Source organism: Paenibacillus mucilaginosus 3016 (assembly GCF_000250655.1).
In the GTDB taxonomy this organism is placed as follows: domain Bacteria; phylum Bacillota; class Bacilli; order Paenibacillales; family NBRC-103111; genus Paenibacillus_G; species Paenibacillus_G mucilaginosus.
The window spans coordinates 7719184-7741392 of sequence record NC_016935.1 but is presented as its reverse complement, the minus strand read 5'-3'; the positions used below and the strand labels follow the sequence as shown (position 1 = coordinate 7741392).

The 22209-nt window shown below is 61.3% G+C and carries 18 protein-coding genes and 1 pseudogene; 13 read left to right on the top strand and 6 right to left on the bottom strand.

Features of this window, described 5'->3' with window-relative positions:
* Nucleotides 1-346 precede the first annotated feature (346 nt).
* Nucleotides 347-3781: a CBM96 family carbohydrate-binding protein gene (locus tag PM3016_RS32140; protein WP_014372260.1), complete on the top strand. Its 3435-nt coding sequence runs from the start codon at nucleotides 347-349 to the stop codon at nucleotides 3779-3781.
* Between the two features lie 100 nt (nucleotides 3782-3881).
* Here PM3016_RS32140 and PM3016_RS32135 read toward each other — a convergent pair whose 3' ends face one another.
* The gene (locus PM3016_RS32135; protein WP_014372259.1) at nucleotides 3882-4769 is read right to left on the bottom strand and encodes a M15 family metallopeptidase; all 888 of its coding nucleotides are present in this window, start codon (nucleotides 4767-4769) and stop codon (nucleotides 3882-3884) included.
* A gap of 305 nt (nucleotides 4770-5074) precedes the next feature.
* Between PM3016_RS32135 and PM3016_RS32130 the strand changes: the two genes are divergently transcribed.
* Nucleotides 5075-5794 (top strand): DNA alkylation repair protein, encoded by a 720-nt coding sequence (locus tag PM3016_RS32130; protein WP_014372258.1) that lies wholly within the window; start codon nucleotides 5075-5077, stop codon nucleotides 5792-5794.
* Between the two features lie 81 nt (nucleotides 5795-5875).
* Entirely contained in the window at nucleotides 5876-7249 is a 1374-nt protein-coding gene (locus PM3016_RS32125; protein WP_014372257.1) for an FAD-dependent oxidoreductase, read from the top strand.
* Between the two features lie 260 nt (nucleotides 7250-7509).
* Here PM3016_RS32125 and nfsA read toward each other — a convergent pair whose 3' ends face one another.
* Entirely contained in the window at nucleotides 7510-8244 is a 735-nt protein-coding gene (nfsA, locus tag PM3016_RS32120) for an oxygen-insensitive NADPH nitroreductase (protein ID WP_013920620.1), read from the bottom strand.
* A 290-nt stretch (nucleotides 8245-8534) separates the two neighbouring features.
* On the opposite strand from nfsA, the gene PM3016_RS32115 reads away from it, so the two are divergent.
* The 7 genes and pseudogenes from PM3016_RS32115 (at nucleotide 8535) to queF (ending at nucleotide 14599) form a co-directional block, all read left to right on the top strand.
* On the top strand, nucleotides 8535-9611 hold the full coding sequence (locus PM3016_RS32115; RefSeq protein ID WP_014372256.1) for an ABC transporter substrate-binding protein: 1077 nt from the start codon (nucleotides 8535-8537) through the stop codon (nucleotides 9609-9611).
* Between the two features lie 69 nt (nucleotides 9612-9680).
* A complete protein-coding gene (locus tag PM3016_RS32110) occupies nucleotides 9681-10520 on the top strand; it encodes an ABC transporter ATP-binding protein (RefSeq protein ID WP_014372255.1) in 840 nt (279 codons plus the stop codon).
* Nucleotides 10513-11339: pseudogene (locus tag PM3016_RS32105) on the top strand (ABC transporter permease). The gene PM3016_RS32110 and the pseudogene PM3016_RS32105 overlap by 8 nt, the downstream one beginning before the upstream one ends.
* A 34-nt stretch (nucleotides 11340-11373) precedes the next feature.
* Nucleotides 11374-12741: an LLM class flavin-dependent oxidoreductase gene (locus PM3016_RS32100; protein ID WP_013920616.1), complete on the top strand. Its 1368-nt coding sequence runs from the start codon at nucleotides 11374-11376 to the stop codon at nucleotides 12739-12741.
* A 130-nt stretch (nucleotides 12742-12871) separates the two neighbouring features.
* Nucleotides 12872-13501: a stalk domain-containing protein gene (locus tag PM3016_RS32095; protein ID WP_014372254.1), complete on the top strand. Its 630-nt coding sequence runs from the start codon at nucleotides 12872-12874 to the stop codon at nucleotides 13499-13501.
* A 31-nt stretch (nucleotides 13502-13532) separates the two neighbouring features.
* Nucleotides 13533-14021 carry a hypothetical protein gene (locus PM3016_RS32090; RefSeq protein ID WP_014372253.1) on the top strand — a complete coding sequence of 163 codons (489 nt, stop codon included), beginning with the start codon at nucleotides 13533-13535 and terminating at the stop codon, nucleotides 14019-14021.
* Between the two features lie 83 nt (nucleotides 14022-14104).
* Nucleotides 14105-14599, top strand: coding sequence for a preQ(1) synthase (queF, locus tag PM3016_RS32085; RefSeq protein WP_014372252.1), 495 nt, complete (start codon nucleotides 14105-14107; stop codon nucleotides 14597-14599).
* Between the two features lie 663 nt (nucleotides 14600-15262).
* On the opposite strand, the gene PM3016_RS32075 is transcribed toward queF, so the two are convergent.
* Together PM3016_RS32075 and PM3016_RS32070 are read right to left on the bottom strand one after the other, a co-directional pair.
* Nucleotides 15263-16279: a class I SAM-dependent methyltransferase gene (locus PM3016_RS32075; RefSeq protein WP_013920612.1), complete on the bottom strand. Its 1017-nt coding sequence runs from the start codon at nucleotides 16277-16279 to the stop codon at nucleotides 15263-15265.
* Nucleotides 16276-17625: an FAD-dependent oxidoreductase gene (locus PM3016_RS32070; RefSeq protein WP_013920611.1), complete on the bottom strand. Its 1350-nt coding sequence runs from the start codon at nucleotides 17623-17625 to the stop codon at nucleotides 16276-16278. Before PM3016_RS32070 ends, PM3016_RS32075 begins: the two co-directional genes overlap by 4 nt.
* Before the next feature lie 239 nt (nucleotides 17626-17864).
* On the opposite strand from PM3016_RS32070, the gene PM3016_RS32065 reads away from it, so the two are divergent.
* The gene (locus tag PM3016_RS32065; RefSeq protein WP_013920608.1) at nucleotides 17865-18695 is read left to right on the top strand and encodes a DUF2935 domain-containing protein; all 831 of its coding nucleotides are present in this window, start codon (nucleotides 17865-17867) and stop codon (nucleotides 18693-18695) included.
* 11 nt (nucleotides 18696-18706) lie between these two features.
* On the opposite strand, the gene PM3016_RS32060 is transcribed toward PM3016_RS32065, so the two are convergent.
* Complete coding sequence (locus PM3016_RS32060) at nucleotides 18707-19558, bottom strand: polysaccharide deacetylase family protein (RefSeq protein WP_014372251.1); 852 nt, start codon at nucleotides 19556-19558, stop codon at nucleotides 18707-18709.
* 225 nt (nucleotides 19559-19783) lie between these two features.
* Between PM3016_RS32060 and PM3016_RS32055 the strand changes: the two genes are divergently transcribed.
* Nucleotides 19784-20560, top strand: a complete 777-nt coding sequence (locus tag PM3016_RS32055; protein WP_014372250.1) for a phosphotransferase family protein — start codon at nucleotides 19784-19786, stop codon at nucleotides 20558-20560.
* 103 nt (nucleotides 20561-20663) lie between these two features.
* Nucleotides 20664-21557, top strand: a complete 894-nt coding sequence (locus PM3016_RS32050) for an aminoglycoside phosphotransferase family protein (RefSeq protein ID WP_014372249.1) — start codon at nucleotides 20664-20666, stop codon at nucleotides 21555-21557.
* A gap of 177 nt (nucleotides 21558-21734) precedes the next feature.
* Here the strand turns inward: PM3016_RS32050 and PM3016_RS37705 are convergent, their stop codons facing one another.
* Nucleotides 21735-22064 (bottom strand): hypothetical protein, encoded by a 330-nt coding sequence (locus PM3016_RS37705; RefSeq protein ID WP_013920604.1) that lies wholly within the window; start codon nucleotides 22062-22064, stop codon nucleotides 21735-21737.
* Nucleotides 22065-22209: the final 145 nt, after the last annotated feature.

Genomic DNA, 22209 nt, shown 5'->3' with positions numbered 1-22209 from the left:
GGAGGATGGGGGTCTCAAGGCATGAGACCTTAGTTGAGGGAAGATAAGGATAGAGAGGAAAGAGGTGCTTAGGCACCTCTTTTTTGGTTTTTTTGGGGTGAACTATGAAATGAAAGTCGAATTTTGCCGATGGTATAAGAGAGAATGCGCAGTTATAATGAGATGGATCATTCGTTATTCGACCAAAATCGACAATTATGCATCCCATTCATCGACTTCCTCCAACTCCACTCGGCAGCTGCGGTATTCTCGGAAGAAAGAGCTTTGTGCAGTCGGATGTTCGTTATATAGAACGTTCTTTCTATAACTGTACTCCCAAAATCCAACGAGAATGGATGGATCAATAATGACCAAGCGGTTTAAACCGATACTGCCTTCGCTGCTGTCCCTTTCCCTGTTCGCCTCCCTGATCCCATCTTCCGCTCTGGGCAGCGGAGCTTCCGAGATCGTCGTGGACGAGCTGAAGGATTGGAGCCGCACCTACAAATATGCCGGTACGCTGAGTCTGCAGGTGGCTGCGGATGCGGACGACCCGACGCGGATCAAGAAATCCTCCGCCTTCAGCGAGTTCGTCGTCTACCGCACGAACAGTCCGCTGCAGTCTTTCACCGTCAATGCTTATTATAATCCGGCGTACAAGCCTTATGACCACCCTTACTTTTTCGTGTCCAGCGATGGCATCAAGTATACGAAGGTGTTCCCCGAGATGTATGACAACGGGGGCAATCTGAATCAGCTGGCCTATGAGCTGACCGGCCTGCCGGCTGAGACCCGGTACCTCAAGATTCAATACTCTTCAGCGGTACTGGCCAAGGCCCCGTCGATCGGCAAAGTGGTGCTGAACGGACCGGCGGCTGTACGCTCTTCGCTTCCTGCGGGCATTGTCGAGGAAGGCAGTTTTGCGGCTCTCAGCTCGGCGACTCCGGGCGCGTCGATCTACTATACGACGGACGGCAGCGATCCTCTGACCTCCGGCACCCGCCGGAAGTATGAGTCTCCGGTCCCTGTGGCAGACTATCTGCTGCTCAAAGCTGCGGCCGAAATGACGGCTCCGGACGGTGCGACGGTTACGGGCAATGTCTCGACGTTCCGATACGTGGGACAGAGTGCGGAGAAGCCGGTGGTTGCCGCCAAGGAGGATGCTTTCGTCGACAGCGGCGCATCCGCGACGAATTACGGCACCGCCGCCGCCCTGCAGGCCAAATCGAGCCGGGACCGCCACTCCTATATGAAATTCAACCTGACGAGCATCGGCGAAGACGCACAGTCCGTGACGCTTAACGTTTACGCCTCAACGAACGACACGGTCCGGACACCGGCCAGACTGCAGGTGTATCCGGTCGCCGGTGCCTGGACCGAGAGCACGCTCAAGTATACGAACAAGCCCCTGAACCGGACGGCGGTGCAGCCGCTCACCGAGCAGACGCTCGAGATGGCTCCGGCCGGCTGGCTCCAATTCGATATCACGGCCTATGCCCGGGAGCAGAAGGCGCTGGGGAAGACCGAGCTGAGCCTGGCGATCGTGAACGCAGCGGACCGGATGACCACCCTGGCGAGCCGCGAGACCGGTGCCACGGCCCCGTTCCTGAAGGTGACTCCGGCGCTGCCGCCGTCAGGCCTGGTGGATGAGCTTGCCGATTTCACGAAGCTCGCCAGCCGTGCCAATATGCGCATCGAAGGGGCCGATTCGGCTTACTTCGGCGGGGATACCAAACGGATGACGCGGAGCACGACGGCCCCCGGGCATGTCCTGTACAAGCTCGATCAGGATATCCGCTCGTTCACCGTCTACACCCACTTTTTCACCGGCGTGGCGATGGAGCCCCAGCGGATCTACGCATCGGCGGACGGCAAGACGTATACTGAGGCAGCCACGACGATCTATCCGGTCGGCAAGGCGATCTCGAACTGGCAGCAGTATGCTTATGAAGCCTGGGGACTGCCGGCCGGCACCCGCTATCTTAAGGTGGAGATGAGCGGCACCGCCAAGGCCTGGACGCCCCAGATGTCCAAGATCACGATAAACCAGCATACCGCTTCGGTCGATCTGCAGACTTCCCTGGCCTCCGGCGCCATGAATGTGACGCTGACTTCGCCGGCGAGCCCGGCCAAGATCTACTACCGCAGCGATGCGGCCTCCGCCTTCCAGCCGTACACCGCACCGATCGTACTGACGGGGTACAAGGAGCTGGAGACTTATGCGGTCAAGAGCGGCTACGAAAAAAGCCCGGTGCGCACATTTACGGTGAACGGGAACACCAGCATCCAGGTGGACCGGTACGGCCAGATGGTGTCCGCCGACTTCCCGTCCAAGGTCAGAAGCGATGCGGAGCTGAAAGCGGACGTGCAGGCGGACGAGCTCTATTACGGATCGCTGCAGGAGCCGCAGAACCGGGACCGCTTCGGGGGGCTTGCCGGCAGCGCCGCGCAGTACGGCCTGGCCGCCACCGGCTTCTTCGGGATTCAGGAGGCCGCCGGGCGGAAGGTGATGACCACGCCGGAGGGCAACATTTATTTCTCCCTCGGGATGAACGGCATTACGCCGAACGAGACCTACACGATGGTGGCAGGGCGCGAAGACCAGTATGAATGGCTGCCGAGCTACTCGAGCGAGTATAAGCCTGCGTTCATCAATTCGCAGGATAACTTCTCCTATTATGTGGCCAACAAGTACCGCAAAACCGGCAAATTCGTGCTCGGCAGCAGCTTCTATACGGAAGCGGTCGAACGGATCAAGAAGTGGGGCTTCAACGGGGCGGGCGCCTGGGCGCCGACGAACTTTGCCCAGGAGAACAGCTTCCCGTACACGGCGATGCTGCCGCTCGCGAATATGACCTGGGCGAAGCTGCCTGGCATCTCGCTCTTTGATATTTATGCGCCGAATGCCGAAGCGCTCATGGACAAGGCGTTCGCGAGCATGCTTCCCGCGCTGAAGGACGATCCGCTGCTCATCGGCTACTTCATCGATAACGAGTACGATTATCATGTGTTCAATACGACCGTGCCGAAGCTGAAGGCGAGCACGGCGGCGATCAAGGGCCGTCTCGTGCAGTACCTGCAGGAAAAGTACGTGACGATCGGTGCCTTCAATACGGCTTGGGGGACGAAGTTCTACTCGTTCGAGGAGCTGAAGGAAGCTGAGCTCATTACGAAGACCGGGGCGCCGACCACGGATATGGACCATTTCTTCAAGATGTATCTCGATACGTTCTACGGCACGGTGAACAAGCTCTTCCGCAAGTATGACAGCAACCACCTGCTGCTCGGTGACCGGTGGCTGACCACGCCATCGCAGAACGTGAAGGTGCGCGGATTCCTCGCCGCCGCTTCAGGCAAGTATGTGGATGTGATCTCGATCAACCACTACAGCTACTCGCTGGACAAAACGATGATGAACGACGTGTACGCCAAATCCGGCGGACGTCCGATTCTCCTCAGCGAGTTCAGCTTCGGTACGGCGGAGCAGGGGCTCAAGGCGATCGTAGCCGGCTCTGCGCTGACCGAGAACGACCGGCAGCTGCGCTACCGCAATTATGTGGAGGGCGCGGCGTCGCTCGGATTCGTCGTCGGGGCGCACTGGTTCAACTACGTCGATCAGGCGGCTACCGGCCGCTATTGGTCCGGGCTGTACGGGGAGCGGTACAACTCCGGTCTCCTCAATGTTGCCGACCGGCCGTACAAGCAGATGCTTACGGGCATTACGCAGACGAATCACGAGATCTACGATGTGCTTCTGGGCGCACGCGCGCCGTTCTTCTTCGACTTCAGCCTGGCAAGATAACACAGCGTGCCGGACGTAACAAGAAGCCTCACCTTCCCTGAATGGGAAGGTGAGGCTTCTTTGGTTTGGCTGCTGCGTGCGCAGGGCTGACCACTCTTTCTTACGGCTTGGAGACCGGCGCGGCGCCGCTTAGGTATTCCTCCAGCGTCAGGCCGCCCTTGGTAATGGCGGAGGCAGCTTCCTGCCCGACGTACCGCAGGTGCCACGGCTCGTATTGGTAGCCCGTGATCGATTCCTTGCCCTTCGGATAGCGGATGATGAAGCCGAACTCGTGGGAGTGCGACGCCAGCCAGGCGGCTTCCTTCGTCGCCCCGAAGCAGTCGCTTGCGGCACACTTGCCGCTGCGGCTCGTGACGTCGATCGCCAGGCCCGTCTCGTGCTCGCTGTGACCCGGCTTCGCGCTGTACTTGTTTGCGGCTTCTTCGCCGTCTTTCAGCACATAGTTGGTATACAGTGTCTTCTGCGTTTCATGCGAACGGTAGGCCGATACGCCGGACAGCGGCAGACCCGCTTTCTCGGCCGCGGCGAACAGCTTCTCGAGCGGCTCCGCGGCTTCCTTGCGGATCTTGCGCTTCTCGAGCTTCTCCTCGAAGATGAACGGAATCTTCGGGTCTACGAGATCCGCCGGACGGTAGTTCTCCGGCAGTTTGTTCGTTTTGTTGACGAGCACCGCGATGGAAGCGGGCTCCGCGGCGACCTGGACGGCCGGCGGTTTCTCCGCAGGGGCGGGCTGATCTTTAGCGCCGGTGTCCGGCTTGGCTGCAGAGCCTGTGCCGGGCGTCTTCCCGGCAGGGTCCGCTGCGGGCTGTGACGGGGGCTTCGCCGTTCCTTCCGAAGGTGATTTCTGTGCCGGTTCTGTGCTTCCGGGGACAGGGGGCGGAGCGGTGGACTGCCCGGCAGGGTTCACGCAGCCGGATGCGGCGAGCATCGTGCAGAGCAGCAGTGCGGCTGACCAGTGTCTGCGCGTTCTATGATGCAGGATAGGCATAAGTTCCAGGATCCTTTCGTTATGCTGCCTGCAAGTTCATCGGCAGCTTACTCTATAACAAAGTGACGACATGAGAGGGAATAAGGTTGCAAAACGGCTGAGGCGTACACTTCATTGTACCCCCGGAAGCGGCTTTTTTCCAAATCTCAGAAAGGAAAAATCGTACAGCTCGTTTCTGTTACTCCTATTTCTTATAAGCACGCATTGTCCTTAAAGGACGGCGGAGCCGCCTAGCTTGACCGGCTTGTTCAGCCGGAGCGCAGCAGGTACAGTAGAAGCAATCCATGCTTAGGAGGTAGACGGCCGTGAAGTCGTACAAGAATGCACAGGAGTATACGGCGGCGCTGATGGACTATTTGCGTGCTCACGGCGACGAGGAGCAGGCGGTTCCCATGGAAGCCTATATGCGCCATCAGTTCGCTTTCCTTGGGATCCGCTCCCCGGAGCTCAAGGCGCTGATGCGGGAGTGGATGCGGATGCACGGGGGGCCGCGGGCGGAGGGGCTGCGGGAGACGGTTCGTGTGCTGTGGAGCCAGCCGGAACGCGAGATGCAGTACGCAGCGATGGGACTGCTCGAGAAGCGGCGGAGGGAGGCAGGCCCGGCCGAGCTTCCCCTGTTGAAGGAGCTGATTCTCACCAAGCCGTGGTGGGATACGGTCGATCTGCTGGCGAGCCACCAGGTCGGCGGCATTCTCGCGAACCATCGGGAGGAGAGGGAGGGGACGGTGGACGTCTGGATCCGCTCCGGGCAGCTCTGGCTGCAGCGGACGGCGCTTTTGTACCAGCTTGGCTATAAAGGGAAGACGGATACCGGGCGGCTGTTCGGGTATATCCGGCATTGCAGCGACTCGACAGAATTCTTCATCCGCAAGGCGATCGGCTGGGCACTCCGGGAATATTCGAAGACGGACGAGGCCACGGTACGGGCTTTCATCGCATCAGCCTCCTTATCCCCGCTGAGTGTGCGGGAAGCTTTGAGGGCGGCGGAGCGCCGGAAGGGAGCCGGCGGAGCGGTGAAGGAATGAGACGGATATCGAAAAAATGGAGACGATCGGAGCGGGGCCCGGCGGTATACTGAGAGCAGAGGAAGAAAGGGGGATGGCTGGATGCCTGCAAAAGAACGCATCGTGCTGCCTGCGCTGGAGGCAGAGGTGTCACACGAGGCTGAGGTCGTTGTCGTGGGGGGAGGGGCCAGCGGCATTGCCGCCGCGATGGCCGCAGCCCGGAGCGGGGCCGATACCCTGCTGATCGAGCAGCGGGGCTTCTTGGGCGGTATGGGGACCGTCTCGCTGGTTCCCGCGTTCTGCCCCTTCACGGACAAGGAGAAGCCGGTGGTGCGGGGGATCGGACTGGAGCTGCTGCAGGCGATGAAGCGGCAGGGAAGCGGGGCCTACCGCCGGCTGAACGGGGAGAAGCTCGATTGGGTGCCGATCGATGCCGAAGTGCTGAAGCGGGTGTATGATGAAGCGGTGCTCGGCAACGGAGCCCGCCTGCTGCTGCATACCGGGGTAAGCCGGGTACTGACGGATGCCTCGGGGGAGCGGATCGAGGGACTGGTGATCCATAACAAAAGCGGCACATCCTTTGTCCGGTGCGCCCAGGTCATTGATGCTACAGGAGATGCCGACATTGCCGCTCTGGCGGGGGCCCCCTTCCAGAAGGGCGGGGAAGACGGGGAGCTGCAGCCGGGAACGATGTGTTATCTCCTCGCGAATGCGAACCTGAACCGGTTCCGGGCGTACTTGCAGGAGAGCGGGGACGGATGGCAGATTCCCAAGGCCGTATCGCAGGCCCAGGACCGGGGTGACCTGCCCCCGGGGAGGAGGGAAGTCTCCGGCTTTGCCTGGGTGACGGAGAGTGTGGTCGGCGTGAATTTCGGACATATCTTCGGCATCGACGGGACCCGGGCAGAGGACTTGACCCGGGGCGCGGTCGAAGGCCGGCGGCTGGCCGAGGTACAGCTGAAGTTCCTGCAGCGCTGCGTGCCGGGCTTCGAAGAAGCCCACCTGGTCGCTACCGGAGAGCAGATCGGAATCCGGGAGACGCGCCGGATCGTCGGAGATTACGTATTGACGCAGGACGATTTCATGGAAAGACGCAGCTTCCCTGACGATATCGCCCGCAACAGCTATTTTATCGATATTCACATGGCCACCAGCCGTTCGAAGATGCAGGTACGCCATCTGCCTCCGGGCGAATCCCACGGCGTGCCGTATCGCAGCATGCTTCCTCTGGGTCTCTCCAATGTGTGGGTGCCCGGACGGGCCGCCTCCTGCGACCGGGTCGTACAGGGTTCGCTGCGGGTCATGCCGAACTGCTTCGCGATGGGGCAGGCGGCCGGTACGGCGGCGGCCCTGGCCGCAGAGGGAGGACTCGACTCGCGCGCGGTGAATACGGAGGCTCTGCAGCGGCGGCTCGTGGCCGACGGTGCCTGGCTGGGGGAAGCGCTGCTTGCGAAGTTTGGCGGTCTCAAGGGCTGAGGGTACGCTGTGGGATGGACCTTGCAAGCGGCAGGACCGTCCGGCGTGAGAGTCAGGACTTGGAATAGGGCGGTCCGGCACGGCGGAGGCTTCGTCTTATAGCCCTGGGAGAGCCGGCCGCAGCAGGCCTGGTTATGCTAGGTAGGGGAAGGCGGTCGGACCGGCAGGCGGTCGGCATCCGGCCGAACAGGACAAAGCCCCATGGCATTGCTGGCATGGGGCTTTGTCCTGTTTGGTCTATGGGCCCGGAAGGCCGCCGCTCAGTTCAGCCGGAAGCCCCGGGCTTCCAGGAAGGGACGGATGTGGGCGCGGACGGGCTGCTTGTGCTTGTCCGCGATCCCCCTGGACCAGGTGGTCAGCGTGCGGCCGCCGGTCCGTTCTTTGTAATAGGCGTACGTGATCTCATCGTACGCGCGGATTCCCTCCCGGACCGCCTCCTCGCTGTAGGCGTCCGGATGCAGGACCGCTTCGCGCGGCATGCGCGGGCGGATTCCCGGCTCCTGGTCGGGCACGCCGACGCATAAGCCGAAGACCGGATACACCAGCTCGGGCAGGCCGAGCAGGGAGCTGACCTCCCCGGGGTTGTTGCGGATACCGCCGATATAGCAGATGCCGAAGCCGAGCGACTCGGCGGCTACGGCCGCATTCTGCGCGGCCAGCGCCGCATCCACGGTCGCGACGATGAAGCTCTCGGTATTCTGGTGGAACGCTTCCCCGTTGTGCTCGGTGGCGAGCTTCAGCCGGTACTGGTCCGCGCAGAAGACGAGGAAGAGCCCGCACTGCTCGACGTAGGCCTGGCCGCCGGCCAGACGGGCAAGCTCCGCCTTTTTGGCGGGATCGGTGACGGCGATGATGGTGTAGGCCTGCACGTTGGAAGAGGTGGAGGCCATCTGCGCCGAGGTGACGATCGCTTCCGTCTGCTGCGGGGTCAAGGGATCAGGCTTGAATTTGCGGATGGAACGGTGATTTTGGAGCAGTTCGATGACGGCATTCACGAGCAGGGTACCTCCTGTACTGTAGTGCTCATATTGTATCGAATGCTTCCGGAGAGCGTCAAATAGCGGGGGCAGCGGGATCAATTTGTCCTTGACACCCCGGAATATCCCTGATATGATCCTATTCATAGTTAACACATGGGAATTAGATGAAATATAACAACCGAAGTTCATTCTACCGGTAAACCGGAGACCATTCACACCTGAACGGGGTGGGAGTGCGTCTCCTTTTTTTGTGCGATGATCCTGCTTTACCTGCGTCTGTACGAAAGAGAAGGGGAGTAGAAAAGATGAAGCGTAGAGGTCTTAACCGTATTCGCGCCCATGCAGCCATCGCGCTGACACTGGCCGCCAGTCTGGCGCTTGCAGGATGCGGCAAACAAACTGGGGACGCGGAGGCCATTGCAGGCGCCGCTGCTGCTGCAGGCGGGGAGCCCGAAGTGCTGGAGCTCCGATATCAGGGGTCGCCCGGCACCGTCACCCTGCCGGAGCTTGCCGAAGATCTGGGCTATCTCGCGCCGGTCAAGCTGAAGTGGATCGGCAACACGACAAGCGGGCCGCAGAGCATTCAGGCGGCAACGACCGGGGACACCGACTTCGGCGGCGCCTTCAACGGGGCGATCGTCAAGCTCATTGCCGCCAAGGCGCCGATCACCGCCCTATTCGGTTACTACGGCGAAGATGCCAAGACGTACAACGGCTACTACGTGCTGGAGGACAGCCCGATCAAGGGGCCCCGCGATCTCATCGGCAAGCAGATTGCGATGAATACGCTCGGCGCCCACCACGAGTTCATGGTGAAGGAGTATCTTCACCGGGCCGGACTGACCAACGAGGAGATCAAGCAGGTGACCCTGCTTGCAATTCCGCCGGCGAACGGGGAGCAGGTGCTGCGCCAGAAGCAGGTCGAAGTCAGCACGCTGGGCGGGATCTACCAGGATAAGGCGAAGGAGAGGGGCGGCATCCGCCCGGTGTTCACGGACCTGGAGCTCTTCGGGGAGTTCACGGCGGGAAGCATCATCATGACGAACAAGTTCATCAAGACGAACCCCAATACGACGAAGAAGTTCGTGGAGGGGGTCGCCAAAGCGATCGAGTGGTCGAGGACGACGCCGCGGGAAGAGGTCATCGCCCGGATGGAGAAGATCGCCAAGGACCGGGGCCGCAGCGAGGACAACTCCAACATCAAATATTGGAAGAGCTGGGGCGTAGCGGGCAAGGGCGGGCTCATCGCCGAGAAGGAGTTCCAGGTATGGATCGACTGGCTCGTGAAGGACGGCCAGCTCAAGGAAGGCCAGTTGAAGGCGGCTGACTTGTACACGAACAAGTTCAATCCGTTCTTCGAGGAAGGAAAAGCAGCGAAATAACCGACGGAAGCTATGGTGCCGACCGGTGCCGATGCTGCTGCCGGCAAATCTCAGGGAGGTGCAGGAATCATGAGCGTAAAGATCAGGATCAGCCAGGTCAATAAGGTATTTCAGGTGAACCGCACGGAATCATTTACCGCCCTGCAGGACATTCATCTCGAGGTGCGGACCGGAGAGTTCATGGTCCTCGTCGGTCCAAGCGGCTGCGGCAAATCCACGCTGCTCGATCTGCTTGGAGGCCTCACGAAACCCACCTCCGGTGAGATCCTGCTGGATGGCCGTCCGATCACGGGACCGGCTCTCGACCGGGGCATCGTGTTCCAGCAGTACGCGCTCTTCCCGTGGAAGACCGCCAAAGGCAATATCGAATTCGGCCTCGAGGCCAAGGGTGTGCCGAAGAAGGAGCGGGAAGAGATCGCCCGCACCTATCTGTCGCTGGTGGGGCTTACGGGCTTTGAGGACCGGTACCCTCATGAGCTCTCCGGAGGGATGAAGCAGCGGGTTGCCATAGCGAGAAGCCTCGCCTACGATCCCGAGGTGCTGCTGATGGATGAGCCCTTCGCCGCTCTCGATGCCCAGACCCGCGAGACACTGCAGACCGAGCTGCTGCGCATCTGGGAGCAGACGGGCAAGACGATTGTGTTCATCACGCACGGCATCGACGAAGCGGTCTATCTTGGCCAGCGGGTGGCTGTGATGACCTCCCGCCCGGGAAGAATCAAGCAGGTGGTGGACATTCCGCTCGCGTCGCGCTCAAGTGAAGAGGACCTGCGGAGCGACCCGGAGTTCATCCGTACGCGGCATGAGGTATGGAGTCTGCTGCGCGAAGAAGTGCTGAGAGCCCAGGAGTACGAGAAGAACAAAGCCAGAATAGGACAGAAAGCGAAAGGGGTGGCCCTCCATGGCTAGTATCGGGGAATCCGTCGCGCTCGGCCGAAGCGCCAAGCCGGTAGCGTTCAAATGGTCGTCCGTCAGCCGGTTCCTGCAGAAATGGATCGCGATCATCGCCGTTCTGGCACTCTGGGAAGTGTTTCCGAGGCTGGGCCTGGTCGATACGACATTCCTTCCGCCGTTCTCGGAGATCGTCAGCGCCTGGTGGGCACTTGCCGCATCGGGGGAGCTGTACAGCCACGTGGAGGCCAGCCTGATCCGCTCGCTGACCGGCTATGCGCTGGCGCTGCTCTATGCGATCCCGCTCGGCATTGCGATCGGCTGGTATAAGCGGTTCGCGGAGATCATCAATCCGCTGCTGGAGACGATGCGCAATACCGCGGCACTGGCTCTGCTTCCCGTGTTCATCCTGCTGCTCGGGATCGGGGAGCGTCGAAGATCGCGCTCGTGATCTATGCCTGCTCCTGGCCGATTCTGCTCAATACGATCTCCGGCGTGAAGCACGTCGATCCGCTGCTGATCAAGTCCGCCCAGTCCATGGGGCTGTCGAATGTCCGGCTGTTCCGCAAGGTGATCCTGCCTGCGGCGGTGCCGACCATCTTCGTCGGTGTCCGGCTGGCGGGGGCTTCCTCGATCCTCGTGCTGGTAGCCGCCGAGATGATCGGGGCGAAGGCGGGGCTCGGCTACCTGATCACCTACACGCAGTACAGCTTCATGATTCCGCAGATGTACGCAGGCATCATCACGATCTCCGCGATCGGCTTCCTGTTCAACTTCGGCCTGGTGAAGCTGGAGCAGCGGTTCACCTCCTGGAAGACGACGCAGGCGAGAGAGTAAGGTTTTTAGATTTATAAAAAGGGGCTGGAAGGTTATGAGTAAAAGTCAACGGCAGATGAAACTGGGTGCGTTCTTCATGATTCCGGGCCACCACGTGGCAGCCTGGAGGCATTCCGAAGCGGAAGCGCAGGGCGTGCTCGATTTCAAATTCTACAAGAAGCTCGCCCAGACGGCCGAGCGCGGCAAATTCGATATGGTCTTCCTCGCGGACGGCCTCGCCGTATGGGATCGGTTCGGCACCGGCATCTCCCATACGGTGAATGCAAGGCCGGAGCCGCTGACGCTGCTCTCCGCTCTCTCCGCGGTGACCGAGCATATCGGTCTGGCCGCTACGGTGTCGACCACGTATAACGAGCCGTTCCATGTCGCGCGCAAATTCGCCTCGCTCGACCACCTCAGCGGCGGCCGGGCGGCCTGGAATGTCGTGACCTCCAGCGGAGAGAACGAAGCCCACAACTTCAGCCGGGATTCGCACCTGCTGCACGAGAAGCGGTATGAGCGCGCCCGGGAGTTCGTGGATGTAGTGCGCGCCCTATGGGACAGCTGGGAGGACGGTGCGCTGCTCATCGACAAGGAATCCGGCCTCTTTGCGGACAAAGACAAGGTGCATTATGTGAACCACAAGGGCGAAGCGTTCTCCGTCAAAGGGCCCCTCAACATCGCGCGCCCGCCGCAGGGCCATCCGGTCGTGATTCAAGCCGGCTCCTCGGAAGCGGGCAAGGAGCTTGCCGCCGAGACGGCGGAGGTGATCTTTACCGCATGGCAGACGCTTGAGGAGGCGCAGAAGTTCTACTCGAACGTCAAGGGCCGGATGCTGCAGTACGGCCGTACGCCTGACGAGCTGAAGATCATGCCGGGCGTATTCCCGATCATCGGCCGCACCCGGGCGGAAGCGGAGGCGAAGGCGGAGCAGCTGAAGGAGCTCATCCATCCGACTGCCGGCGTAGGCCTGCTCTCCGCGCTGATCTCGTACGACCTGACGCCGTATCCGGTGGACGGCCCGCTGCCGGAGCTGCCGGACATCCGGGACATCAACGGGGGCAAGAGCCGCTTCCAGCTGCTGAAGGATCTCGCGGACCGCGAGGGACTCACGATCCGCGGGCTGTACCAGCGGATCGCGGGCGCAAGGGGGCACCGTGAGATCCTCGGAACCCCGGCGGAGATCGCCGATCAGCTCGAAGAGTGGTTCGTGAACGGGGCGGCGGACGGCTTCAACATCATGCCGCCGACCCTGCCGGGCGGGCTGGACGACTTCGTCGAGCTTGTCATTCCCGAGCTGCAGCGGCGCGGCCTGTTCCGCACCGAATACGAGGGGGCGACCCTGCGGGAGAACCTCGGCCTGGCCCGTCCGGCCAGCCGCTTTGCGGCAGCACCTGCCGTACCGCAGACGCAGACGTCATAAGCTTGAGCGGGTCGGACCGGAGTCTCCTTGGGGGCTCCGGTCTTTTTGGTGTCGACAGGTCTGCAACTTTCTTCCGGATGCCGCCGTCCAATGCAGTGGAATGAGAGAGGGATTCGGAGGAATGAGGGATATGAACAAAAAAGTCTTGGCTCCCCTCGCAGCCTGCAGCATGTTCTTCGCGCCGTCCGTGCTGGCGGACAGTTCGGTGCAGGTGCATGTCGGGGTTGAGCGGCTGCCGGGCGAAGCGATGGCCCGGCTCGAGGACGGCAGCGTTAGGGTAAATCTGCGGGCACTCGCCGAAGCGCTCGATGCGCAGGTGATGTGGGATGCGGAGCACCGGGCCGTCAGCGTCAACCGGCCGGACGATGAGGTGCAGCGGCAGCGGATCGCGCTGCTCGAAGAAGCACTGGCGGCTCCGACGGCCCAGGAGGCGGCCCGTCGGTACCTTGACGGCATCCGGGAACGCAACGGGGCGAAGCAGTATGCCGTGCTGTCGGCGGAGCTGCAGCGCGAACGCCGGGCCGACATGGAAGCGGCCGGCTGGCGGACCGGCAGCTCCAGCCCGTGGTGGGAATCCTATGCGGCGGATGAAGGGCGGCAGCGGCCGGACGGGACATGGGAGTTCGCGGCACGCGGCACGCTGACCGATTCCACCGGTACGCGGGAGGAGCGGGAGGGAACCCTGCTTGTGAAGGAGGAAGCGGGCCGCTTCGTTATCACGGATGACGGGTTTGCGGGGCGGGAGGCCCGGCAAGAATAGCAGGCAGACGGACGAATAGGAGGACTGCTGCATGACATACCTGATGAAGCCATGGAGCCGGGAGACCGCCCGGCGATCCGGCGGGCGCGTGCTTCTGGCGGGATTGTGCTCTGCCTGTCTCGGAGGCCTGTATCTGCCGGACTCGATCCTGTTCCTCGCGGGATGGTTTGACCTGTTCGGTGTAGAGGATATAGCCGGCTTTTACCGGGCGATCTTGACTCCGGGCGGCGCAGCCGCGGCTGCCTTGGGGCTCCTGCTGATGCTGCCGCTTCCGGCAGGCCGGTGGCTGCGGCTTCCCCTGCTGCTGACAGGCTTGGCGGGCATGCTGGTGCTGCTCGCGGCGATGGTCCCCGCGGTCATCCTGTCGGTGATGCAGGCCATGAGCTTCCAGCTGGAGGGCCTGCTCTACCTTCTGCCCCATTTGCTCGTGGGAATGCTGTCGGGCAAAGCGCTGTTCGCGCTGCTCGATGAAGTCCGCAGCCTCTTCACCCGCCATGCGCCTCAAGAAGAGGCTGGATGAAGCTTCCGCGCCGCCGGCCGTTTACGGCCCCCCGGGCTTTCCGGTATAATGAGAGGGAAGCAAGAAAGAAGGGAGCCTATCTCATGGCCGGAAGAAAAGAAGACGAGCTCGACCTGACGCTGCTCGGCAGCGAACGCACCAAATACCCGATGAACTACGCGCCGGAGATGCTGGAATCGTTCGATAACAAGCATCCGTACCGCGACTATTTTGTCAAATTCAACTGTCCGGAATTCACGAGCCTGTGCCCAATCACGGGGCAGCCGGATTTCGCGACCATCTATATTTCGTACATCCCGGACCAGAAGATGGTGGAGAGCAAGTCGCTGAAGCTGTACCTGTTCTCGTTCCGCAATCACGGGGATTTCCATGAGGACTGCATGAACATCATCATGAACGACCTCATCAAGCTCATGGATCCGAAGTATATCGAGGTCTGGGGCAAGTTCACGCCGCGCGGCGGAATCTCCATCGACCCGTACTGCAACTACGGCCGCCCGGGCACCAAGTACGAGGCCATGGCCGAACACCGCCTGCTGAACCACGATCTCTATCCGGAGAAAGTGGACAACCGCTAAGGCGGGCGCGATATAAAGAGCCGCAGTTTCCTTCAGGGGAGGCTGCGGCTTTTTGGTGTGCTGTGGATGGGATGCGCAGAGAGTGGGGTGGAAATCAGCCGCGTTCGGCAGAAAGGGCTGGACAAGGCTGGAGGCCTATCCCACGCGGGTGAATGGAGGACGCTGCCCTGCGCTCAGGCAGCCGGGAGGGCTCCCGGGTACCTGGGCTGCGGCGCGTTAGAGAGGAGAACTGCGGGGAAGCGATGGCTGAGGCTGCGGAGGAGGCCGGTTTGGCAGCGGACAAGGAAAGGGCTGGGGGTGGCCTAAAGCGAGGAGGAGCCGGAAGAGGCGGGGGGAAGCTGCGTGGACAGTCCGGATAGGGAGGTTTGCGAAACAGAGGAGGGCCGAGCCGTAACCGGTCATTTGCTTCTGACATGGTTCAGTATATAAGGGAAAGGGGGCATGGCAAAGTACTATCTTAAGCTAGTACCGGCGCATAGGCACGGTCCGCCTGCCGGCGCGTTAACAGGCGCAGTACCCGCGGGAGTTTCGCATCCATCCCCAAAAACGGCCCCCGTGCCTACAGCCAGACTGCAGGTGGGGACCGCTTTTTTATCAACCGAGCTTAGTAAAGAGGGGGCAGCTTGGGACGTCCGAAGGACGGGGTGAGCGCCTGCCGCCCTGTTACTCCTGCTTCGTCAGACCGACGAAGTACCAGCTGCCCTCCCGGATGATCGGGGAGACCGTATCGACGGCGTAGCCTTCCTCCTCGGCGTAAGCGGCAAGCTCCCGCTCCGTCGGGAACGGGTGCAGGTTGTTGTGCGCCGCCATGAAGGAGTTGAACGCCGCCGAGAACGGCTGCCCGCCCGGCGCGAGGTACAGCGGCGTCACGAGGGCGATCGAGCCGTTGTCGCTGAGCAGCCGGCGTGCTTTGCGCAGCAGCTGCCTGCGGCGGCCGGGCTCGAAGTAATGCAGGATGTTGTTCATCAGGATGAGATCGACCGGCGCGGACGGACCGGACCACTGCTCGATATCCGCGTGCATGAGCTCCAGATTCGGCAGTGCTTCAGCCCGGGCCTTGCGGATCGCCTCCTTCGCTACGGCTTCGTTCGTCTCGATGCCGAGCAGCCGCAGATCGCGAAAGCGGCGGCCGAGCCGGATCAGATAGCCGGCATGCCCGCAGCCGATATCGAGCACGGAGCGGGCCGAATGCTCCCGGAGCCACCCGGCGATCTTGGGGAAAGCCAGCTTCTCCAGAAGCGAGGAGGTCTCGGCGACGGTGGGGCCGTGCGTCTCCGCATGGAAGTCGAGCCGCTGCCTGCCCTCGAGCAGCCGGGGATACTGCAGCAGCGTCGGCATGTGCAGCTCCATCATCTCCCGGATCAGCGCCCCGACCGAGCTGTGTCTGCCCCCTTCGATGTATTCGAGCATCTCCCGCTTGGCATGGACGCGCCCGTCCTTCGAGCGCTTCAGGTGGCCGACGGCGACGCCCGCATCGACCCACTTGGCAAGCAGCTCGGCATCAAGCCCGTACTTCCCGGCAATCACGGGAGGGAAGGCCCCCTTCTCGAACCGTTCGAACAACCGCTCCGTGATGCCGACGTAGATATGCCAGGCCGGCAGGAAGCGGGCATTGCTTTTCATCCACTTGCGGGCGAGCCATAACGTTTTCCATTCCTGCAGCTTCTCCACCACGGTCATGGGGCTTCCTCCTCTCCAAGATTCAACCAGGGGTAATCGTCCTTGTCGCTGAACCGCATGCGCAGCCTCTCCTCCTCCGAGAGGGAACGGCGGTCCGGCCACAGGCCCGCCTGCCGCATGAGGTCCGCCGGGGAATCCGGCCACAGGCCGAGCCCGGAGACGTTCAGCATATATTTGTAATGCAGGTAGGGCGACCGTTCGATCGCCTGCAGCACCCGGGTGCGCATCCACTCCCACGGTCCGGCTTCGTACGCGTAAGCCAGGGCGGACAGATGGCTGAGCCGGGAGATATAGCTTGCTCTCGGCCGGCGGACCCGCTCGTACCACGTCAGCCCGGCCGGGGAGCGGTGTCCGCAGCGTCTCAGCCAGACCAGCAGCGAGCCGAGCACATCGGCATCCTGAATCGCCATGTTCATCCCTTCGCCGGCCATGGGGTGCACGTTGTGGGCCGCATCGCCGAGGATGGCCATATTGCCCGACACATACCGGTCCGCGTGGGAACGGAACGGGATCATGAGCTGAATTTTGCGCCACTCCCGGATCTGATGCACATACCCGCCGAGCTCCGGCAGGAGGGAGACATATTCGCGGTAGAACGATTCGAGCCCCTCGCTGCGCATCGACTGATATTCCTCCGGCTTGATGAGCAGCACGGTGCGCACCTGGCCTTCCGGCAGGGGGAACAGGCCGAGGAAGCGGCCGCCCCGGGAGAGAATCAGCGAGTCGTCGAGCGAGGGCGGGGAAGGGAAGGACACGGTGAGAAAATGGTGGTTGTACCCGCTTCGCCGCATCCGCACGCCCATGTGCAGCCGGGTCGGAGAGGTGCGGCCTTCCGCACCGATAAAATAATCCGCCGCAATCCGCTCAAGGCCGCTGCCCGTTTCGACGAGCGCTTCCTCGGCCAGCCCCCAGACGCCTTGGACAAGACCTGTGCACCGGCCGGGCCGCAGCAGCTTGACGCGCCCGGTTCGCACGGCATGCTCTTCGAGGCAGCTCTTCAGCTTCTCGTGCGGCACCATCAGCGCGTAATTGTAAGGGGCCCCGAGCACGCCGTACTCGAAGCGGATCTCAGCTTCAACCGCCGGCCTCTCCTGGGACGGACGGGCCTCCTCCAGCTCTCTCATGTGGATCGTATGTACCTTTCTTCCGGTCCGGATCAGGTCGTCCAGAACGCCCAGCTTGTCCAGGATGGCGAGGCTTTTGGGCTGGAGAAGCTCACCCTTGTAGAGGGAGAGGGGGCCGCGGCTCTGCTCCGCCAAGACGACGGATAGGCCCTCCCGAGCCAGAAGGAGAGCCAGCGTCAGCCCGGCCACGCCGCCGCCCGAGATGAATACATTGCTTCGCATGGCATGTACCTCCTACCGGCTGCGGGGATCGGCATGCATTCCGCAGGATCTTACAGTCAAAATACCCGCTGGGCGCAGGTGCGAAACGAAGAAGTTGTACAAACCTTATACAGTTAGGGCGGGCAGATGGCAGATGGGGTTCCGGGACGCCTGCTTGTTCTTTTTCCCGGGGGGATCGGCATAAAGTGGAGAAGATGGACATGGGGTACAGGTGTAAGGGAGAAAGAGGAGGAGATGGAATGAACGGTGGAGCGGAGCTGAGCGTATGGGAGGAGCATCTGTTCTGGCTCGAGATTCTGCAGGATCATGCTTACTTTGTGAGGGATGCTTTGTCGCCGGACGCCGTCCGTGAGGTGGAGGCGGCACGCTGGTATATCGCAGCCTTCGAGCAGCGGCTCAGGGAACTGCTCACGCTGGATCCGGCGCTGGGGCCGGAGACGCCCCAGATGAGGGCATTCGCGGAGGCGGCCTGGCTGGTGGCCGAAGGGTATTTCCGGTTCGAGGGACGGCTGCAGAACCTGCGGATCAACAATGAGCTCATCGTCAATTTGACCCCGACCTATTTTAACGGCACCTTGGGGGAAAACCAGGAATACCTGAGACAGCTGACCGCCTTCCGTGAGGGCCGGTGGGCCGATCCCCAGCCGCTCTGGCAGCTGCTGGATCTGTGGCTGGAGGACCAGCTGGGGCATGCCGTCCTTCTGCGCAACGTCACGGACCCGGTCGAGGTGGGCGTGCTGGCCAAGGCGGGGGAGTATGCGGAGAAGTTTCAGGGATTCATCCTCCAGAATCATCATATCCGCGGATATCTGCGCTTCACGCCGCCGGGCATGCCGCGCCAGCAGCTGCTCGCTTCGGAGGTCGGACAGGTGGCGCTGGAGATGAACCATTTTATCCGCGGGGTGATCGCGAGGTACAAAGCCAGGCAGCTGCTCAGCCGGACGACGCTCCGTTTCCTGGAGCATCATCTGCCGGAGGCCTGCTATTTCATACGCAAGCTGAGCGCCTTCGCTCCCGAGATCGCCGAAGAGGCCCGTACCTGCTCCATCCGGAGAGTGTCGGGCCCCTAAGGGCAGGATCGTCAGGGAGCCGGGTGAACGACCCGCTGACGGATGGTAACGTCGAGCTTGCGCGGGTCAATCCCCGGGTTACCGGCGTTGATCCGCGGGAGGGCGAGGGGATCGCTGAACCGGGTCGCCATCTCGCCGATGATGGTGAAGGCGTACTTGAAGCCGGCCGCCGAGATGATCTCCTGCGTGCGCGGCGAATAAATCCCGTAAGGATAGGCGAACGTATCGCCTGCCCCGTCACGTCCATACAGACCGTCGAGCTTGTGGGCGCAGGCTTCGCTGTCCTGCCGCACCCGCTGCTCCGCCGTCTCCGTCCGGCCCCCCTCAAGCGGGAGGGGAGCGGTCAGGGCGGCGTTTTTGCCTTCTTTGAAGTGGAGGGCGTTCGTGTGGCACTGGATATCGATGAGTCCGGGCATTTCCTGCAGCATCGCGCGGATCTCTTCCGGGGACAACGCGGGAATCGGCGGGGCCAGCGGCGCATCCAGGTCCTTCGTAATAATGAAGTTCACGGCCGGCACCTGCAGCTCCCGGAGGACGGGATAAGCGAAGTCGTGGAAGCTTTTGTACCCGTCGTCGAAGGTGACGAGCACCGCCTTGTCCGGCACCGGCGCGCCGCCGAGGAACTGCTTGAAGTCCGTGAGCGAGATGAAGTGGTATCCGCGCGACTGCAGGTAGCTGAGCTGCTCCCGGAACAGCGCCGTGCTGACCGTGCTTGCGCTGTGGTCCGTGTCATGCACGTGGTGATACATCAGCACCGCCACCTGGTCGCGGTACGTCTCGTCCGCCTTGGGGACCAGCGTATCGTATCCGGCATAGAGAATGACGGCGAGCAGAAGGCAGGCCATCAGAATTCGGGTCGGCATGAAGAGAAACTCCTATCGTCAAGGCGGCTGCGCCGCCCAGTAGTGGAATGCTTCGATTATCGTCTCCGTGGGATCAGGAAGCAGAATGGCAAAAAGAGCCTATAGTCAGTTATAGCGATTCCTAGGGCGGAATTCAAGCGAAGCTCCCAATCCGGTTGCTTTTTGCATGGCGGGGGGTGAGAATGGGGAGGACGAAATTTGGAAAATCGGAGGGAGGGAAGACGGATGGTCCTTGGGGAACGGATCGGGGAAGGAAGGACTGCTGAGGTCTACCGGTGGGAAGAAGGCCGGGTGATCAAGCTGTACAAGCCATTTATGAAGGAGTGGGCGGTGAAGGAGTGGGAAACCGCCCGGCTTGTGGCGGATACCGGTCTGCCGGTGCCCGGGGTATTTGGCTTGGAGAAGGTGGAAGGCCGCGCCGGCGTCATCTATGAGCGGGTGGAAGGCCTGCCGCTGACCCGCCGTTTATTCGAAGAGGCGGAAGCGGCGGAAGTGGTGGGGAGGCAGCTGGCCGGCCTGCATGCACGCATTCATGCCTGTGAGGGGAAGGGGCTGCGGCCCTTCAAGGAAGTACTCCGGGAGCGGATCTCGCATGCGCCTGGATTGGCTTCGTTAACGAGGGGGGAGCTCTTCCGGCGGCTGGACGGGCTGCCCGAGGGGGCCGAGCAGTTGTGCCACGGTGACTTTCACCCGGACAACGTGCTGCTGGCTTCTCCGGAACCGGTCGTGATCGACTGGATGACGGCAGTTCGGGGGCTGCCTGAAGCGGATGCCGCCCGGACCTGGCTGCTGCTGGAGCATGGAGGGATGCCTCCGGGACTGCCAGCAGCGCTGCAAGAGCAGCTGACGCAGGTCCGCAGCCGTCTGAGCCGGAGCTATGTGGACGAATACGGCATGCTGACGGGCAGGCGTCAAGCGGATCTGGAGGCCTGGCTTCCGGTGGTCGCCGCCGCCCGGCTGGTGGAGCTTGGGGAAGATGAGGGCCGGGCCTGCTCCGGCTGATTGACGCTTGGCTGCAGCAGGGTTGAGGAGGTTGGACAGGACGGTATCAAGGATGCGAGCAAACGTTGTTAAATGAATTCGAGCAGGATGGAGGCGATCCGGGATGAACTTAGAACAGATTCTGGAGCAGGTGCCGGAGCTTCGGGGGGCCGCGCGGATGACCCCGCTGACCAAGGGCTTCTCGTCCGACCGCAAATATATCGTATATGATGCGGCGGACCGGCCGGTGTATGTGGTGAGAACGGCGGAGATCGGAAAAGAGGGGGCGAAGCGCAGGGAGTTTGAGGTGGTGGGCAGGGCTGCCGCCGCCGGCGTCCGCACACCGGCTCCCGTGGCCTTCTTCACCTTGACGGAGCAGCAGACGTGCGGCATGGTGCTGGAACATGCCGGGGGGACCGACGCTGCGGAGGCGCTTCCGTACGCCGCCGGCGTCGAAGCGGGCCGGGAGCTGCGGCTCCTGCATACGATTGGGGCGCCGGCGGAAATGCAGCCGTGGCACAGGCTCCGCGAGGCCAAGCACCGCCGCCAGTGGCAGGCGTACCGGGAGTGCGGGGTGAAGCTTCCGGCGGAGGAAGCGGTGGAAGCCTTCATAGAGACGCATCTTCCCTGCATGGAGGGGCGTCCGAGCGGACTTCAGCATGACGATTTTCATCCGTCGAACCTGCTGATCGCCGGCGGCCGGTATGCCGCCGTCATTGACTTCAACCGGTACGATTGGGGAGACCCGTATCATGATTTTCTGAAGATCGCTTACTTCAGCCGGGAGGTCTCCGTCTCCTTCAGCACGGGACAGATTCACGGATACTTCGGTGGACGGGCGCCGGATCTGTTCTGGACGCTGTACGCGCTGTATACCGCGATGATCCTGGGCGGGACGATCACCTGGACGCTGCAGGTAGTGCCCGAGCAGCTTCCATCGATGATGGACCGCATCCGCGTCGTGCTGGAGGATCACCGGAACTTTGAGAGCATGGTTCCGGTGTGGTATAAGGAGTAGGGGCTTTCCAAAAAATCATTTGTTAGTGGTTCCAGGCCAGTTTGAAAGTAACATTTAGGTATTCTTAATTTATTGCCCTAAATTGGACAAACTCCCTTGCTAAAGTTGGCAAGGGAGTTTGTCCAATTTGAAGGGTTTACGGATCTCAACCAAGAACGGATGGTTTAGATAATAATCTTAAGGAGTTACGGTGACGTAATAAACAACTCTTGTGCCGCTATTCCATTCAGCAACTACCGTACCATATCCTTGCGCAAAAGCAGTCAGATTCCCATAGGCATCCAAACCGAGGCAGTAAGTTGGATTAGCAGAAGAAATATATACTCGGTCACCCGCAATTTTTCTTCCCTCTCCTACTTTCATAGTAATAGATGAATAAATAGTAGAGCTTGCTTCAATTTTCGTAGGTTCGATCTTTTGGACTGTCGCTGCAGATACTCCGCTTGTAGACAAATTAAACGATAAGAGGCTTGCTACTGCGGTGAGAGTCAGGATAGCTTTTTTCATTTTTCTCATCTCCTAAAACTTTTATTTGAAGTATTTCTAGTTGTTTCACTATTTGTATAATATTACATATTTACCAATATTGCAATATAATTTACAAAATTAGTAAAATTGGAGGTATAGTCAATATCGATGAGGTTTAGAAATT